Origin of the sequence: Corynebacterium halotolerans YIM 70093 = DSM 44683, from assembly GCF_000341345.1 — a bacterium.
GTDB classification, from domain to species: Bacteria; Actinomycetota; Actinomycetes; order Mycobacteriales; family Mycobacteriaceae; genus Corynebacterium; species Corynebacterium halotolerans.
This window is the reverse complement of record NC_020302.1, coordinates 1,568,064-1,583,080: the sequence shown is the minus strand read 5'-3', so window position 1 is coordinate 1,583,080 and position 15,017 is coordinate 1,568,064. Positions and strand designations below refer to the sequence as shown.

16 protein-coding genes are annotated in these 15,017 nt (G+C 67.9%); 11 read left to right on the top strand and 5 right to left on the bottom strand.

Annotated elements, in window-relative coordinates:
• Positions 1-7: 7 nt before the first annotated feature.
• The gene (locus A605_RS07370; protein WP_034990177.1) at positions 8-1,012 is read right to left on the bottom strand and encodes a hypothetical protein; all 1,005 of its coding nucleotides are present in this window, start codon (positions 1,010-1,012) and stop codon (positions 8-10) included.
• Between the two features lie 28 nt (positions 1,013-1,040).
• Here A605_RS07370 and A605_RS07365 point away from each other — a divergent pair, with 28 nt between their 5' ends.
• The 4 genes from A605_RS07365 (at position 1,041) to A605_RS07350 (ending at position 5,394) form a co-directional block, all read left to right on the top strand.
• Positions 1,041-2,360, top strand: coding sequence for a lipase family protein (locus A605_RS07365; RefSeq protein ID WP_015400874.1), 1,320 nt, complete (start codon positions 1,041-1,043; stop codon positions 2,358-2,360).
• Positions 2,361-2,369: 9 nt separating this feature from the next.
• Positions 2,370-2,936, top strand: coding sequence for an FxsA family protein (locus A605_RS07360; RefSeq protein WP_015400873.1), 567 nt, complete (start codon positions 2,370-2,372; stop codon positions 2,934-2,936).
• A 92-nt stretch (positions 2,937-3,028) separates the two neighbouring features.
• Positions 3,029-4,579 carry an apolipoprotein N-acyltransferase gene (gene lnt / locus A605_RS07355; RefSeq protein ID WP_015400872.1) on the top strand — a complete coding sequence of 517 codons (1,551 nt, stop codon included), beginning with the start codon at positions 3,029-3,031 and terminating at the stop codon, positions 4,577-4,579.
• 11 nt (positions 4,580-4,590) lie between these two features.
• A complete protein-coding gene (locus A605_RS07350) occupies positions 4,591-5,394 on the top strand; it encodes a polyprenol monophosphomannose synthase (protein ID WP_015400871.1) in 804 nt (267 codons plus the stop codon).
• A 109-nt stretch (positions 5,395-5,503) separates the two neighbouring features.
• On the opposite strand, the gene A605_RS07345 is transcribed toward A605_RS07350, so the two are convergent.
• Positions 5,504-5,887 (bottom strand): RNA polymerase-binding protein RbpA, encoded by a 384-nt coding sequence (locus A605_RS07345; RefSeq protein ID WP_015400870.1) that lies wholly within the window; start codon positions 5,885-5,887, stop codon positions 5,504-5,506.
• A gap of 145 nt (positions 5,888-6,032) precedes the next feature.
• Between A605_RS07345 and A605_RS15845 the strand changes: the two genes are divergently transcribed.
• From A605_RS15845 to A605_RS07325, 5 genes are all read left to right on the top strand, one after another.
• Positions 6,033-6,398, top strand: coding sequence for a hypothetical protein (locus tag A605_RS15845; protein ID WP_244429030.1), 366 nt, complete (start codon positions 6,033-6,035; stop codon positions 6,396-6,398).
• A gap of 4 nt (positions 6,399-6,402) precedes the next feature.
• Positions 6,403-7,107, top strand: a complete 705-nt coding sequence (locus A605_RS07340; protein WP_015400869.1) for a YceI family protein — start codon at positions 6,403-6,405, stop codon at positions 7,105-7,107.
• A gap of 2 nt (positions 7,108-7,109) precedes the next feature.
• Entirely contained in the window at positions 7,110-7,289 is a 180-nt protein-coding gene (locus A605_RS07335) for a hypothetical protein (RefSeq protein ID WP_015400868.1), read from the top strand.
• 957 nt (positions 7,290-8,246) lie between these two features.
• Entirely contained in the window at positions 8,247-8,501 is a 255-nt protein-coding gene (locus A605_RS07330; protein WP_034990351.1) for a toxin HicA, read from the top strand.
• A gap of 14 nt (positions 8,502-8,515) precedes the next feature.
• On the top strand, positions 8,516-8,842 hold the full coding sequence (locus A605_RS07325; RefSeq protein ID WP_015400866.1) for a type II toxin-antitoxin system HicB family antitoxin: 327 nt from the start codon (positions 8,516-8,518) through the stop codon (positions 8,840-8,842).
• A 702-nt stretch (positions 8,843-9,544) separates the two neighbouring features.
• Here the strand turns inward: A605_RS07325 and A605_RS07315 are convergent.
• On the bottom strand, positions 9,545-10,102 hold the full coding sequence (locus A605_RS07315; protein ID WP_015400864.1) for a hypothetical protein: 558 nt from the start codon (positions 10,100-10,102) through the stop codon (positions 9,545-9,547).
• Positions 10,103-10,393: 291 nt separating this feature from the next.
• Here A605_RS07315 and A605_RS07310 point away from each other — a divergent pair, with 291 nt between their 5' ends.
• Positions 10,394-11,755 (top strand): MFS transporter, encoded by a 1,362-nt coding sequence (locus tag A605_RS07310; RefSeq protein WP_015400863.1) that lies wholly within the window; start codon positions 10,394-10,396, stop codon positions 11,753-11,755.
• Positions 11,756-11,843: 88 nt separating this feature from the next.
• Here A605_RS07310 and A605_RS07305 read toward each other — a convergent pair whose 3' ends face one another.
• Positions 11,844-13,052, bottom strand: a complete 1,209-nt coding sequence (locus tag A605_RS07305) for an NAD(P)/FAD-dependent oxidoreductase (RefSeq protein ID WP_015400862.1) — start codon at positions 13,050-13,052, stop codon at positions 11,844-11,846.
• 116 nt (positions 13,053-13,168) lie between these two features.
• Between A605_RS07305 and A605_RS07300 the strand changes: the two genes are divergently transcribed.
• Entirely contained in the window at positions 13,169-13,588 is a 420-nt protein-coding gene (locus A605_RS07300) for a VOC family protein (RefSeq protein WP_027004158.1), read from the top strand.
• Between the two features lie 7 nt (positions 13,589-13,595).
• On the opposite strand, the gene A605_RS07295 is transcribed toward A605_RS07300, so the two are convergent.
• Positions 13,596-14,894, bottom strand: coding sequence for a class I SAM-dependent methyltransferase (locus A605_RS07295; protein WP_015400860.1), 1,299 nt, complete (start codon positions 14,892-14,894; stop codon positions 13,596-13,598).
• Between the last annotated feature and the right edge of the window lie 123 nt (positions 14,895-15,017).

The window sequence follows — 15,017 nt, the reverse complement described above, 5'->3', positions numbered from 1 at the left end:
GGTCCTGCTACCGCTCCAGCTTCCCGGGCACCTCCGTGACCTCGTACTCACCGTCGCCGGTGGCCCGGTACTCCGTGTGGGCCGCGGACGGGCGGCCGCAACCCCGCCCACAGCCGATGAAGTGCACGCGCCCCTCACCGAGCTGACCCGCGGAGACCGCCTGCAGGGCGTCGGCACGCACGTCGGACAGCCCGTGCCCGCAGGCCGGGGAACCGACGCACGCGCTCACCCGCAGCCAGGGAGAGCGCTCGTCGAAGATCAGCCCCAGGGGCGCGAGCACACGGACCACCTGCTCGGCCACCCCCTCCCCGAGGTCGTGGATGACCAGGGAGGCCCACGGGGTGACCGACACCGGCGTGCCGATCACGTCCAGCATCCGGGCGACCTGCCCGGGCAGCATCCCGAAGCGCAGGCCCGCCCCCAGGCTGACCAGACCGTTGTCCTGCTCCAACCAGCCGATGGGCGGCCCGGTGGTCGGGGCCGGCGCGGCAGACACGCTCGACGTCAGATGGCCCGGCACCCGGCCACCCGCGACCCGGACCAGCACCTCGGCCAGCTCATCCGCCTCCACCCGCAGGCCGGAGGCCCGCCCATCCACGATCAGCTCGGCCTCACCGTCGTGGAGGCTGTAGCCCAGATCCGGGTGCCGGCCGAGGACGTCGCCGTCCCCGCCGTCGATCCCGATCAGCGTGCGCCGGGGCAGGTCCACCTCCGCCAGGGCGTCGTGGAGCACCCCGGCCAACCGACGGGCCTCCGGCGACAGGGGAGAGGCGACCACGTCATGGCGCCCGCCCACCGCGGCACCCGCCAGCGCCCCGGGCAGCGCCTCCGCGTCGCCGATGCCGCGCAGCCGGATACCGCCACGGGAGGACAGGTGCAGCCGGCCGTCACCCAGTTTCTCGGCCACCTCCGCCAACCGTGTCCAGGTGCCGGGGGCGACCACACCACCGGGCAGCCGCAGGCGGGCCACCGTTCCGTCGGCGGCGTCAAAGAGTTCAAAAGGGGCGATCATGGGGTGTGAGTCTAGTAAGAGTGGGGGTGTGATCCCGAAAGCAGAGGCCGAACCCGACGTCCACCGCTCAGGCGAGTGGGCCGCCGTCACCCGCGCCCTCGTCCCCCTGGCGCTGGAGACCGCCCGCGGCGTGACCCGGCGGCTGACCGGCTCCTCCCGGCCACCCGCCCGCCACGGGGAGCACCCCCGGTGGGACACCGAACCCGGCTTCGCCGGGGCGACCTGGGTTATCGGCCGCACCCCCGGCACCCTGCTGCGCCACCGCCCCATGCGGCTGCTGGGCACCACCGGCGGACTGAACCCGGCCTGGACACACCACATCGAGTACGTCACCACCGACGGCCGCGACCGCACCATCACCGCCACCGGCGCCGTCTTCCGCTCCCACCGCCCCTGGCGCGGCGGGCCCCGCCCCGTCATCGCCTTCGCACCCTCCACCCAGGGAGTGGCCCCGCACTGCGACCCCTCCTACACCTGCACCGTCGGCCTCAACGTCTTCCACCGCCCCCCACGCGACCTGATCGCCGCCTACGAACTGCCCGCCATCAACATCTTCCTCGCCGCCGGCTGCGACGTCGTCATCACCGACTACCCCCGCGACCCCGACCTGGGCCTGCAGCTCTACTGCGACCACCCCGCAGGAGCCCGCGCCCTCGCCGACGCCGTCCGCGCCGCCCGACAACTCGGCGTGGCCGACGACGCCCCACTCGGCCTGTGGGGCTTCTCCCAGGGCGGCGGCACCGTCGCCACCGCCCTCGAATCCCCCGACTACGCCCCCGACCTCACCCCACTCGCCGCCGTCGTCGGCTCCCCACCCGCCCAACTCGACCAGGTCCTCCACCACGTCGACGGCACCCTCGCCACCGGCGTGGTCGCCTACGCCACCGCCGGACTCATGGTCAGCTCACCCGAGATCCGACACGAGATCCTCTCCGTGTTCACCGAGGAGGGACTCGACGCACTCATCGCCAACCTCACCACCTGCACCGGCGGATCCGCCCTCGCCTCCGGATGGCGCTCCACCGCCCACTGGACCCGCTCCCACATGACCCTCGGCGCCCTCCTCGACGACCTCCCGGCCGTCAACGAGGAATTCGCCCGCCGACGCCTCGGACAATCCGCCCCACAGACCCCCGTGCTGCTGTGGGGCTCCCGCCACGACGACGTCGTCCCCTTCGAACCCGTGCGCCGACTCCGCGACGACTGGCTGCGCGGCGGCGCCCGCGTCATCTGGCGCGAGAACCGGACACCCCGCCTGCCGGGCCGCACCGGAATGAACCACTTCCTCCCGTACTTCCAGCGCCTTTCCGGCGACGCCGGCTGGTTGCTCGACCACCTGCACAGGTAGACTGACCACGTGCCTTTCCTCCTTGCTCTCCCGTATCTGCTGATCGAGGCGCTCACGTTCTGGGCCGTCGCCTCATGGATCGGCGTGGGCTGGGCGTTGCTCGCCCTGTTCGGCGCCATGATCCTCGGAGCCGCACTCACGGGCGTCGAAATGCGCCGCGTGGGACGCCTCGCCGCCGCCAAACGCCTCAGCCCCGGCCGCGTCGCCGGAGACTACGGACTGCTCACCGCCGGCGGCATCCTCTCCGGGATCCCCGGCTTCGCCACCTCCGTCCTGGGCCTGCTGCTCATCCTCCCGCCGACCCGCGCCCTCGTCCGCGCCGGGCTGGCCGCCAAACTGAAGTCGATGGTCGAGGATCTCGGTGTCCGCAGCTTCGAGGCCACCAGCGCCTACCGTCCCCGCACCGAGTACGGCACCTTCGGCGGCTTCGGCGCCGGTGGCGACGGCACCGGGGCATCCGGTGCCGGCCCGGAGCGGCCGGATTCGGTCGTCATCGACGAGGATGAGATCAGGGACTGGACCCGGGACGTGCGGCCCGAGAACTTCGGTGGGGGAGAGGACGGCGACCGGAAGTGACCCTCGTACGTCCCCGACGCGGGCGGGACCGGTCAGCCCGCTCACGACCGGCGTCCGGCGCAGCCCGGACGGCGGGCGGACGTGGATCCTGGGTGCCCCTCGTGCTGCGGCTGCTCCTGGCCGCCGTCTCAGGCCTGCTGGTCTACGCCTCCTATGAACCGCTCGGTTGGTGGGTAGCCGGCGTTATCGGCATCGGACTGCTGTACCTGTCACTGGCCCCCTGGCCGGTCAGAAGCGACAACCCGCGTCTGCGGCTCGGGGCGCTGCTCGGCTTCGTCCACGCCCTGGTGCTCTATCTGCTCCTGCTGCCGTGGGTGGGCGAGTTCGTGGGCAACCTGCCCTATGTGGCGCTGGCCGTGGTCTGCGCCGTCTACGCCCTGGCCACCGGCGCCGGGGGCGTGGCGATCGCCCGCTGGCGCTACGGTTTCCTGGCCTTCCCCTTCCTCTACGCCCTCGTCGAGTTCGCCCGCAGTTCCTGGCCCTTCGGCGGGTTCTCCTGGGTGCGCCTGGCCTGGGGCCAGATCAACGGCCCGTTGGCCGATCTCGCGCCCTGGGGCGGGCCGGCCCTGGTCACCCTGGCCACCGCGCTCGTCGGCTGCGGCCTGGCGGCGTTGGCGGTCCGCAACCACCACGTCCGGCTCGCCGGCGCGGCGGCGGTCATTCTCCCGCTGGTGGCCGGGCTGGTCGCCGGGCTCGGGGTCAACGGCCCCCGCCACACGGTCGGGGAGGTCGATATCGCCGCCATCCAGGGCAACGTCCCGCGCATGGGGCTGGACTTCAACGCCCAGCGCCGCGCCGTGCTGGCCAACCACGCCCGTGTCACCGAGGAGCTGGCCGCGAGCGGGGAAGAGGTCGACCTGGTCATCTGGCCGGAGAACTCCTCGGACGTCAACCCCTTCGCCGACGCCCGGGCCCGCGAACTGATCGACGACGCTGTCGCGGCCGTCGACGCGCCCGTGCTGGTGGGAACCATCACCCACGACGAGGTCGGCGACCGCAACACGATGGTCGTCTTCGACCCGGAGACCGGTGTCGGCGACCACCACCACAAGATCCACCTGCAGCCCTTCGGCGAATACATGCCGATGCGCGACTTCTTCCGCATCTTCTCCCCGTACGTGGACCAGGCCGGCGACTTCCAGCCGGGCGACGGCACCGGCACCGTGGACATGCGGGCCGGGGGCCGGGACGTCACCGTGGGCGTGGCCACCTGCTATGAGGTCGCCTTCGACTCCGCATACCGCGACGCCGTGCTCAACGGGGCGCAGATCCTGACCACCCCGACCAACAACGCCACCTTCGGCTTCACCGACATGACCTACCAGCAGCTGGCGATGAGCCGGATGCGGGCCATCGAGCTCGACCGCGCCGTGGTGGTCGCTGCGACGTCGGGGGTCTCGGCGATGGTCCACCCGGACGGCTCCGTGTCCCAGCATTCGGGAATCTTCGAACCGGCGCAGCTGGTGGAGACGCTCCCGCTGCGGGATTCGGTCACCTTCGCCGCCCGCCATGGTTTCCTGGTCCAGCTGGTGATCGTTATGATAGGTGCGGTAGTCGTTGTCGCGGCCCTCTGGACCACCCGTTCCTCCCCGAGTCGCGAGCATCGTCGCTCACCCCAGACCGCCCGTACGCGTGGCCAGTGAAGGAGACCCCGTTGAACAAGCCCAGTGACGCGACCCTCGTGATCATCCCGACGTACAACGAACTGGAGAACCTCCCGTTGATCGTCGGGCGCGTGCGCTCCGCCGTGCCGGAGGTGGACGTCCTGGTGGTCGACGACAACAGCCCCGACGGCACCGGCGCGAAGGCCGACGAGATGGCCGCCGACGACGGGCGCATCCACGTCCTCCACCGCGAGGGCAAGGGCGGCCTCTGCGGCGCCTACATCGCCGGTTTCCGGTGGGGCCTGGAGCGCGAGTACACCGTCCTGTGCGAGATGGACGCCGACGGCTCCCACGCCCCGGAGCAGCTGCAGCTGCTGCTCGACGAGATCGACCAGGGCGCGGATCTGGTGATCGGTTCCCGCTACGTCGACGGCGGCAAGGTGGTCAACTGGCCGAAGAAGCGTTGGGCGCTGTCCAAGGGCGGCAACCTCTACATCTCCCTGGCCCTGGGTGCCGACCTGTCCGACATGACCGCCGGCTACCGCGCCTACCGTCGCGAGCTGCTGGAGTCCCTCGACCTGGATGAGCTGTCGAACGCAGGCTACATCTTCCAGGTGGATCTGGCCTGGCGTGCCGTGCAGGGCGGTTTCGACGTCCGGGAGGTGCCGGTCACCTTCACCGAGCGTGAGATCGGCGAGTCCAAGCTCGACGGCAGCTTCGTCAAGGATTCCCTGTTCGAGGTCACCAAGTGGGGTCTCAGGCACCGTGGCGGACAGGTCAGGGAGCTGAGCAAGGAGCTGGGCAAACTGGCCGCCTACGAGTTCAAGGGCATGCGCAAGCGCTACAACTTCTAGCCGCCTGTCGACGTCGCGCAGCGAAACGCGCCCCGCACCAGGATTCTGGTGCGGGGCGCGTTCGTCGTCGGGACCGAACGGCCCGACATCGGCGGGGGAGTAGTACCTGCTATCCCTCGGCCTCGGCCTGTTGCTGCTGCTCCTTGAGCAGGCGGGCGGCGGAGCGGCGGCGCTTGCGCAGGTGCTCGATGCGCTCCTCGAGGAGGGCGTCGAGCTCCTCCAGAGAGCGGCGCTCGCGCAGCATGTCCCAGTGAGTGCGCGGCGGCTTGGTGGGCTTGGACTCCACGCCCTCACCCTCGATGAGGATGCCGACCTCACCGTTCTTGCACAGCCACTCCTCGGGGATCTCGGCGTCGTCGGCGAAGGGGACCTCGAAGATCTCACCACTGGGGGTGCGGTACTTGGTCATCTGGCGCGGCGCAAGGTCGTGGTCGCGGTCCGTCTCATAGCTGACGGCGCCCATGCGGCTGCCGCGAAGTACGCGATCTGCCATTGAGGCATCATCCTTTTCGTTGCGTTCCCGGGAAATGAGGCCCGCCGCCCGATTCCGGTCCAGGAGAACGGAACGGCCGACGGAGCTCTCTAGTAGACGTACCAGTATAACGGACGAATGGACCGAATTGTTCCCGGTGGATATCATGTCCGGTAAATGCGCTAGGGTGGAGGCCGTGACATTCTCGTCGACCGCGCCCGCGGCGGCGTGCGCATGGTGCGGAAAGGAGCTGCACAGTTCCGGCCGTGGCCGACCGCGTAAATACTGCAGCCAGTCCTGCAAGCAGCGGGCCTATGAGCAACGCCATAACATCGCGGGTACCAGTATCCCCAAGGAAGCGGTTATTATTCATCCGAACCGTGCGGCCGCTCTACGGGACTCCCTGTTTGAGCTCCGGTGCGCTGCGGAGGACATCGCCACCGCATCAGCGGAAGGCGCCGAGCCAGAGGAAATCCACGACCTGTGCACTGAACTGGTCGCACTGGCCCGGACAATAGAGAAGTTGAGGTAACGGGTTGCTCCAGAAGCTGTTCTATAACCGCAAGCTCGTGGTCACGATCTTCGTCGTGCTGATCGTCGGCCTCGGACTGTTCGCCGTCGCCCCGGTGGTGTACTCGGCGGTCATGGGAACCGGTATCCGCACCGAGGGGCTGTCGGCCGACAACGCCGAGCCGGCGACCACCGACGTCAACGGCGAGTGGCAGGTGGTCGAGGGGCAGGGCAGCAACGCGACGGCCGTGGGCTTCACGTTCTTCGAGATCCTGCCCGCCGAGCGCAAGAACACGTCGGGAACGACCCACGACGTGACGGGTAACGCGTCCGTCGCCGACGGGCAGCTCACCGCCGGCGAGATCACCGTCGACATGACCAATCTCGAGACCGACAATCAGCGTCGCGACGTCAACGTGCGCCGAAAGATCCTGCACACCGACGAATATCCGACATCCACCTTCGTGGTGACGGAACCGGCCGATCTGTCGACTCTGCCGGAGGACGGAACCGCCGGAAAGGTCACCCTCACGGGCGATCTGACCATCCACGGCACCCCGAACGAAGTCACCCACGAGTTCGACGCCCTGCGCGACGGCGACCAGCTGGTCATCGCGGGCGACGTGCCGATCAACCGTCTGGACTACGGTGTCGAGACGCCGGACTTCATCGCGGCCACGATCGATGAGATGGGCGAGTTGAACATCCGCGTCACCCTGGAGAAGAACTGATCATGGCGCAGCGCATGATTCCGGTGATCTGGATCCGTCTCCTCGTCATCCTGGGCTTCGGAGCCTTCATGGTGTACGAGGGGATGTGGGCGCTGGCGGCCATCGCGGCCGTGCTGGCGATTCTGAGCGCCGCACAGCTGGTGAATGCGTATCGGCAACGGGCCGGAGATCGCGGTAAATAACGTCACAGTGACTAAATAACGGAAGCCCGGAGGTCCTCGCGTGAGAGCGGGGATAGCCGGGATTTCGCGTTTTCGGGCCCAGTCACGCATCCGTATCCCGTGAATGAGTCGACGTATCCGCCTGGCCGGCAGTCGTCCCTCTGGTTGTGCGATCCGGAGGTCCGTCGCGCGGAGCCGGCCGTGGGCCCGAATCCAGGTGCAGGCAACCGGCCTCGAGCCGTCCGGGCCGGTTCAGCGGACCGGCCACCGGCGGAGCGGCCGGAGAGCCGAACGTCGACGCCCGTCGAAAGTCAACGCGGCCGAGTGGCCGAGCGGCCAGAGCTCGCTGCGGAGAACGCGGGGAGCCGACGCCGGAACGCAGACACGGCCGGTACGTGATGCGGCGGTTCATGAAGCCCGGAGCCGGAAAACGCCTCCACGTCCCGATATCGGTAATTGTCCGATAATGTACATTATGTCATTTTGGATGGATGTAGCTCTCCCCTCGGCCGACCCGGAACTTCTCATCCACCCTCCGGGCCGGTCGGCCGGACACCTCCCGCCCGGGCCGCTTCTGCAACCGCCGTCGACATCAGACGCCCCGATATCTTCAAACCGTTTCGCCTTCGTGTGAGCGCATTAGCTTCCGGTTCCTGCCGCCAACACGCTCGCCTGCCTTGCCGAGCCCAGCCCGTACATCTCCCATGAAGCTTTCCTCGGCCGGGTATGCCTACCGGCCCTGAATGTGCAGCGCCTCAGCAGTCCTTCGCGCGCATGGAAGACGCGGCCACAACCGAGGTTTCACCCCGCCGACTCCGGTGACATAACGTCTGCCGTTCAGCTGCCGAAAAATCAGGCCTCCTCGCCTTGACTGTTACTGAGCGCCATACTCCCTGAATGGTTGGCAGATCCTCGCAACCCCCGGAGCGGCCATCATCAAGAGCTGGATTTTAGTACCACATGCGGTACCATAAAAGCATGGGTAAAAGCGTCGAGGAGATCCTGGAGAAGATGCGGCACTCTTCGGCGAATATTCGGTTCGCAGAATTGGAAAAGGTGTGTGATCACTTTTTCGAGAAACGCCCGTCGAAGAAGACCTCCCACCAAACCTATAAAACCCCCTGGCCCGGTAACCCCCGCGTCAACATCCAAAACGCCGGAGGGAAAGCAAAGGCCTACCAGGTCAACCAGGTTTTGGAGGCCGTGGAAAAGCTGAAGCATAGAAGCTCGTAGGAGGAGTGCAGACAATGGACGCCAACAGGTACACCTATCAGGTCTCATGGTCGGAGGAAGACCAGGAGCACGTCGCAACCGTACTGGAGTTCCCTTCCCTCTCCTGGCTTGCCCAGGATCGCCAGGAAGCGGAAAACGGCCTGGTTGACCTCGTGGCCGAGATCCTCGACGACATGGAAAAGACCGGAGAGGCCGCCCCTACCCCGCTGGGTGAGCGCTCCTACTCCGGAAAGTTCAACGTGCGGACCTCGCGATCCCTGCACCGCCGTCTCGTGATGATGGCCGAGTCCGAAGGGATTTCCCTGAATGCCCTGATCAACCAGAAGCTGGCCTCAGCCTGATCCATGATCAGCGAAATAGAACACGCAGAGCTACACAGTCAACCCCCATGCCAGGACCCTTGTCCTGGCTGATGTCAGGGCTCGCTCAAGATTCGGGGCCAGTCGTGTCTCATGTCACTTCCCCACCGGTCGTACCACTCCCCGCCCCCGGGCGGCCCGGCCAGCCAGCTGCACACAGCTGCGCAACCAGCGGGTCTCCCCGGGATTCCACCCCGCGACCATGGCACCGGTCCGGTTTCCAACCTTGAGCGCCCGCCCGGAGTCGTCCTGCTCATATTCATATCCACACGGCGCTTCGAGACGGCTGGCGAGGCGTGGTGCCCCCTGTGCCAGCGAATAAGTCAAGCCTATCGTCGATACTAGGCCGCTCAGCCCCTCCCGCCGCGTAGATCTTCCACGTGTCCCGCCAGCGGCCCATGCGCCCGGTACCGGCCCCACAGCAGGGTTTCCGACTCTGTGCGCAGGGTATCCTCGCCGTCCGCCCGGGCAGAGGATTGCCCCTCCCCCGCATCCCGGGTTCCCGGGTACGGGTAGGGGTGCCGCTCCAGCACGCCGCCCAACTGTGCGGCAAGCTCGTCGTTCATGAACGCGCCCAAGTGATCGCGAGCGACCCGTCGTTTGCCGTCCTTGCGCTCACAGTGAGGCCGCGGGCGTCGACACGCACCTTGCCGGCCTCCTGCCCGGCGCGGGGTGGCCTGCCTGTCAGACCTGTGGATCCGGCAGTTTCCCCGTCCCCCGCACCCACAGGTTGTCTTCTTCCCGCTGGTGCCAGCTCGTCGATTCCTCCGAGGGCCGGGATCCTCCTCTCAGCCAGTAGGCTTCGTCGGGATCCCAGCCGGCGAGCAGGGTGGCGAAGCCGTCTCCGAGGTCGAGCACCTTCCCCGCCGTCCCCAGGCAACCCGGCACGGTCGGGTGTACGGCGTCGAAGTCGCGGGATACCTGAGACCAGTCCGGTATCAACCATTTGCCGTGGCGGCCCGTGCATGCATGCCAAGTGTTCTGTATGCCCCACGTCACCTCCAGCGGGTAGTCCCGGCACAGATTGGTCCAGTCCATTGCGCTGCCGATCTCAAAGACGCGAGTATCCGGATCGACGTCGACCGTGAACAGCTCGGCACACCTCCAGCCGAAGGAGTCCTCCAACCACCAGAGGCCACTGGCGTGGTAGATCTCGCTGGCCAGATTCCCCAGGAGGCGGTCAAGCGGCGTCCTCTCGCTCGGGCCGGCGGTGACGGCAACCGCGTCCTCGATGAGGTTCAACAGCAGATGACGGCCGCGGGTCCTCAGACGAGCGCTGCGGCGGGGTTCATGGTCTCCATTCTGGATGCTCCTCCCTTTCCCCCTCGGATATTGTCCACCCTTTCGGGGCGGAACTCAGGAGACTGTCCCATATTTTGGGAAAGGGTTTCCGAATTCTCGGGGCCTAGACTCGGCCCTTCCGTCAGAAATTCCCACTCCGTGAGATATTCTCAAGAAATGAGAATTGACTCTCACGATATGGGAACGTAATCTCGAAGAGTCCAATAAGACCTACGCAGAAAGTGGGCCAGCATGTCGACCACCATCGACCAGTCTCGGTCAGCATCGAAGGAGCTGACACCCCAGGAGCGCCGCCGCGTCAAATTCGCGTCGACAATCGGCACGACGATCGAGTTCTACGACTTCTACGCGTACGCCACCGCCGCCGTCGCCGTGTTCCCGTTCCTCTTCTTCCCGGAGTCCGACAACCCCACCGTCGGCCTCCTGGCCTCTTTCGCCACCTTTGGTCTCGCCTTCGTGGCCCGCCCGCTCGGCTCCGTCATCTTCGGTCACTTCGGCGACCGTGTCGGCCGCAAGGCCACCCTCGTCGGGGCCCTGCTGACGATGGGCATCGCCACCTTCATCATCGGCCTGCTGCCCACCTACGATCAGGTCGGCATCATCGCCCCGGCCCTGCTCGCGCTCATGCGCTTCTGCCAGGGCCTGGGGCTGGGCGGCGAGTGGTCCGGTGCCGCCCTGCTGGCCAGCGAGACCGCCGCGGAGGGCAGGCGCGCACGCGCGGCGATGTGGCCGCAGTTCGGCGCCCCCTTCGGATTCTTCCTGGCCAACGGCTTCTTCCTGATCCTGGTCACCGTCCTCGGCCACACCAACGGTGACACCCAGGGCGCGTTCATGGAGTGGGGCTGGCGCATCCCGTTCCTGGCCTCCGCCGTGATGGTCACCATCGGCCTGTACGTCCGTCTGCGCCTTGAGGAGACCCCGGTCTTCCAGCAGGCCGTCGACTCGGGAAAGAAGGTCTCCTCCCCGCTCAGCGAGGTCTTCCGCACCGCCTGGCGCCCGCTGATCTCCGGCACCTTCATCATGGTCGGCTGCTACACCATCTTCTACCTGGTGACCACCTGGATCCTGTCCTACGGCATCGGCGACCGCGAGCAGGGCGTCGGCCTCGGCATCCCCTACACCGACTTCCTGGTCATCCAGCTGGTCTCCATCTTCGCCTTCATGATCGGCATCCCGGTCTCCGGTTACCTGGCGGACCGGAAGGGCCGCAAACCCACCCTGTTCTGGACCACGATCGCGATCATCGCCTTCGGCTTCTCCTTCCGCTTCTTCCTGGACCCGGCCACCGCCACCGAGGGCTCGGTGCTGGCCTTCCTGACCATCGGCATGTTCCTCATGGGCCTGATCTTCGGCCCCATGTCCGCGGTCCTGCCGGAACTGTTCCCCACCAACGTGCGCTACACCGGCTCGGGCATCTCCTACAACGTCTCGTCCATCCTGGGCGCGGCCATCGCCCCGTTCATCGCCACCGCCCTGAACGCCGAGTTCGGCGTGCAGGCCGTCGGCTGGTACCTGATCGTCGTCGCCGCCATCTCCCTGATCGCGATCATCATGATGCGTGAGACCCGCGAGCAGGACCTGACCGAGATCTAGTCCCACCCCGACACCGCTTGAAGCCCCGGCGCCGATCACTGAACCGGCACCGGGGCTTTCGCCATGGGCCACCCGGGAAAACGACTCCCTACCCGCCCGGCGTGATCTGCCCGGTGAGTTCCGTGGTGGGCAGCATCCCCTCCCGGGAGGCCGCCATGATCTCGCGGGCCTTCGGCACACTGTCCCAGGTGTTCCACAGCAGCACGCCCCGGACGACGTCGTCACGCAGGTAGTACAGGACTGCGGCGTCGCCGGCGTCGTTCCAGACCTCCACCACCTCGTGGTCGGTGCGCGCCTCCCCGACCGCCTCATAGCCGTCGTCGAAGAGGTCGGAGTAGAACAGCGGGGTGTAGCGGTACTCCGTGCAGGTGCCGGCCATGGTGCGGCCGGCGGTCTCGCCGGATCGCTCCGCGTTGGCGATGTGCTCCACGCGGCGGCGCCCCAGCAGTGGGTCGGTGAAGGTGGCGATGTCCCCGGCGGCGTAGACGTCCGGGGCACTGGTGGCCAGGACGGTGTCGACAAGCACTCCGCCATCGGCGATCTCCAGGCCGGCCGCTTCCGCCAACCGGATATCGGGCACGGCGCCCAGTCCGAGCACCACGACGTCCGCCTCGACCTGCTCGCCCGATTCCGGGACGAGGACCAGCCGCTCCCCGGTCCGGACCGAGGCCAGGCGGAAGCCGCCGTCGAGCTCAACACCCCTGGACTCGTAGACCTCCGTCAGATGCCCGGTGATCGAGTCCGGGAACATGTGCTCCAGTAGTCGTCGGCCCGGGAAGTGGACGCTCACCCTGGCCCCCGCGGTCGCCAGGCCGGCCGCGAGTTCGGAGGCGATGTAGCCGCCGCCCACGACGGCGACCCGGGTGCCCTCGGAGACCAGGGACCGCAGGTGCCGGTAGTCGTCGGCACTGCGGTAGTAGATGATGCGTTCATCGTCCGGGGTGTCGAACCTCCGTGGGGCGGCACCGGTGGCCAGCAGGAGCCGGCGGTACCCGATGTCCTCACCGTCCGCCGTGGTGATGGCGTGGCGGCCCGGGTGAATCGCGGTCACCGTGGTGTTCAGGGCCAGCTGGACGCCCGTGTCGGTGGTGCCCAGGTAGAGCCCCTCGAGTGTGGCGCCGTCCTTGAGCCACAGATCCTTGGACAGCCCGGGGCGGTAGAGCGGGCCGTCCCCGACGTCGGAGAGGATCACCACCGAGGCGTCCGGGTCCTCCTCCCGGATGGCGCGGGCGGCCTTGTCGGCGGCCACCCCTCCGCCGACAATGACGTGATCGTAGCTCTGCTTCAGGTCGGACACGGTCGCTGCACCGCCCTCGCATGATCGGCAACATGTGTCACGCACCACTCTAGGCGCACATCTGGGCAGGCGGGCACTTTCAAGTACGTATCTTCAGGGCCATGGCAACCACGAACATGACCGCGGACATCACCCCTTACCGACGGTTCCCAGGCAACGCGCAGGAGGCGATGGAGACCTACCAGTCGATCTTCGGCGGCGAGCTGCAGATGATGCCCTTCTCCTCCGTCCACTCCGCAGAGGAGTTCGATGGACAGGGCGACAAGATCATGCACGCGGAGCTGATCATCGGCGGAGCGAAGGTTATCTTCGCCTCCGATATCCCGAAGGGGATGCAGGCCACGAAGGGCGAGGACACTCCCCTGTCCATCACCGGCGGTCCGGGGCAGCGCACGGAGATCGAGGGCTACTGGGAGAAGCTCGCCGCAGACGGCACCATCCAGATACCACTGGAGACCGTTTCGTGGGGAGCGACCTTCGGTCAGCTCCTGGACCGTTTCGGCACAATCTGGATGTTCAATATCGCCGGGGAGTGAGTCACGCTCATCGACGCCCCCGCCGGTTGCGGTGGGTCAGCGTGAACTGCACCGCGTCGAGCATGCCGAGGTTGAACAGCGCCTCCCGCAGCGCGTACTGGTAAGTCCACAGGCGGCGGTAGACGGCGTCGAAGCCGTCGGCGGCCGCCTCACGGGACTGGCCCTCGAACACGGACTGCTGAATCCTCAGCGTCTGGGCGTAGTGGACGCCCAGATGCGTCTGCGCGATGACGCGCAGGCCCGAGTCCCGGTCCGCCAGTCGGTGGATGTCGTCGCTGCGCGGAAACTCCAGACCGGGCCAGATGTAGGCGCGCAACACCCCCAACGCCGCCTTCGCCGCGTCGCTCAGCGTGTCCGTGGCAACGACCGACTGGAGGCTCACGCGCCCACCGATGGCCAACAGGCGGTCCAGCGACTGGATGAAGCGTGGCCGGTCCGGGCGGGAGAGCACCTCGAGCTTCTCGACGCTGACGATCGCATCGTAACGCCCCCGCCAGTCCCGGGACCCGGGCACCGGCCGCTCGATCACCTCGGTGTGCACCGAGTCGGTCACCCCGGCCAGGGTCAGCCGCTCCCGCACGGCCTGCGCCTGTGCCGGGTCCGCGGTGAGCGTGTCGACGGTCGCCCGCCGGTGCGCGGCACGGATGGCCAACGCCCCGCCCACGCTCGGATACTCGAGCAGGTGCGTGCCGGCGGTGACCTGCGCGGCGTCGAGAAGCATGTCGACGGTGCGGGCCTGGGCGTCGCCGAGGTCGGCACGCTCGACGGCGGTCGGCGCGGAGTAGGTGGTCAGGTCCACGAAGTGGGTGGCCGGTTCCGCGCCGCGGCCGGCACCGGGCACGTGGCTGGGCACTGCGGTGCGGACGGTCGTCGGCACGCCGGTGGCGAAGACCCCGCCGAAGGAGCTCATGCCGTCGCCGGAGGACAGGCTGACCAGCTCCGCGGGCAGCTCCCCGCCCGTGTAACGGCCGGCGGGCACCTCGGCGCGGGTGCGCTTGGGCTGGAAGTCCACCTCCAGCAGTGCCGTGAGCACCTTGACGAGCCGGTCGGTGCGCCACTCCGCGGCCAGGTAGCCCTCCGCGAGCCCGAGCCAGCCGGAGGTGGCCAGCCGGGAGAACAGCTCCTCGTGGTCGACGATCAGATCCGGGTCGGCGTCCGGGTCAAGGACAAGGCCGGCCTTCTCGCAGGCACGGGCGAAGGCGGCCTCGGCCCGGCGGGCGCGGAACTCGGTGAGGCGACCCTCCGGGACTGCGGCGACGCCCGGCCAGGCCGCGGCGTCGATGGCCTCCAGGTGGGGATGCGTCACGGGTGGAAAACTCCTTCTCACCGACCGGCTGTTCGGACAGGACCACAGCCTAGCCCCGTTTTCGCCGGCAATCCCGCAGGCGCGTCGAATCAAAACCGCAATACCGGGGGCAATCGGAAAAGA

Coding starts and splice junctions, on each gene's coding strand:
- A605_RS07370 (WP_034990177.1), bottom strand. CDS start 1,012: ATGATCGCCCCTTTTGAACTCTTTGACGCCGCCGACGGAACGGTGGCC.
- A605_RS07345 (WP_015400870.1), bottom strand. CDS start 5,887: ATGGCAGATCGCGTACTTCGCGGCAGCCGCATGGGCGCCGTCAGCTAT.
- A605_RS15845 (WP_244429030.1), top strand. CDS start 6,033: ATGTCCGGTAAATGCGCTAGGGTGGAGGCCGTGACATTCTCGTCGACC.
- A605_RS07335 (WP_015400868.1), top strand. CDS start 7,110: ATGGCGCAGCGCATGATTCCGGTGATCTGGATCCGTCTCCTCGTCATC.
- A605_RS07330 (WP_034990351.1), top strand. CDS start 8,247: ATGGGTAAAAGCGTCGAGGAGATCCTGGAGAAGATGCGGCACTCTTCG.
- A605_RS07325 (WP_015400866.1), top strand. CDS start 8,516: ATGGACGCCAACAGGTACACCTATCAGGTCTCATGGTCGGAGGAAGAC.
- A605_RS07310 (WP_015400863.1), top strand. CDS start 10,394: ATGTCGACCACCATCGACCAGTCTCGGTCAGCATCGAAGGAGCTGACA.
- A605_RS07300 (WP_027004158.1), top strand. CDS start 13,169: ATGACCGCGGACATCACCCCTTACCGACGGTTCCCAGGCAACGCGCAG.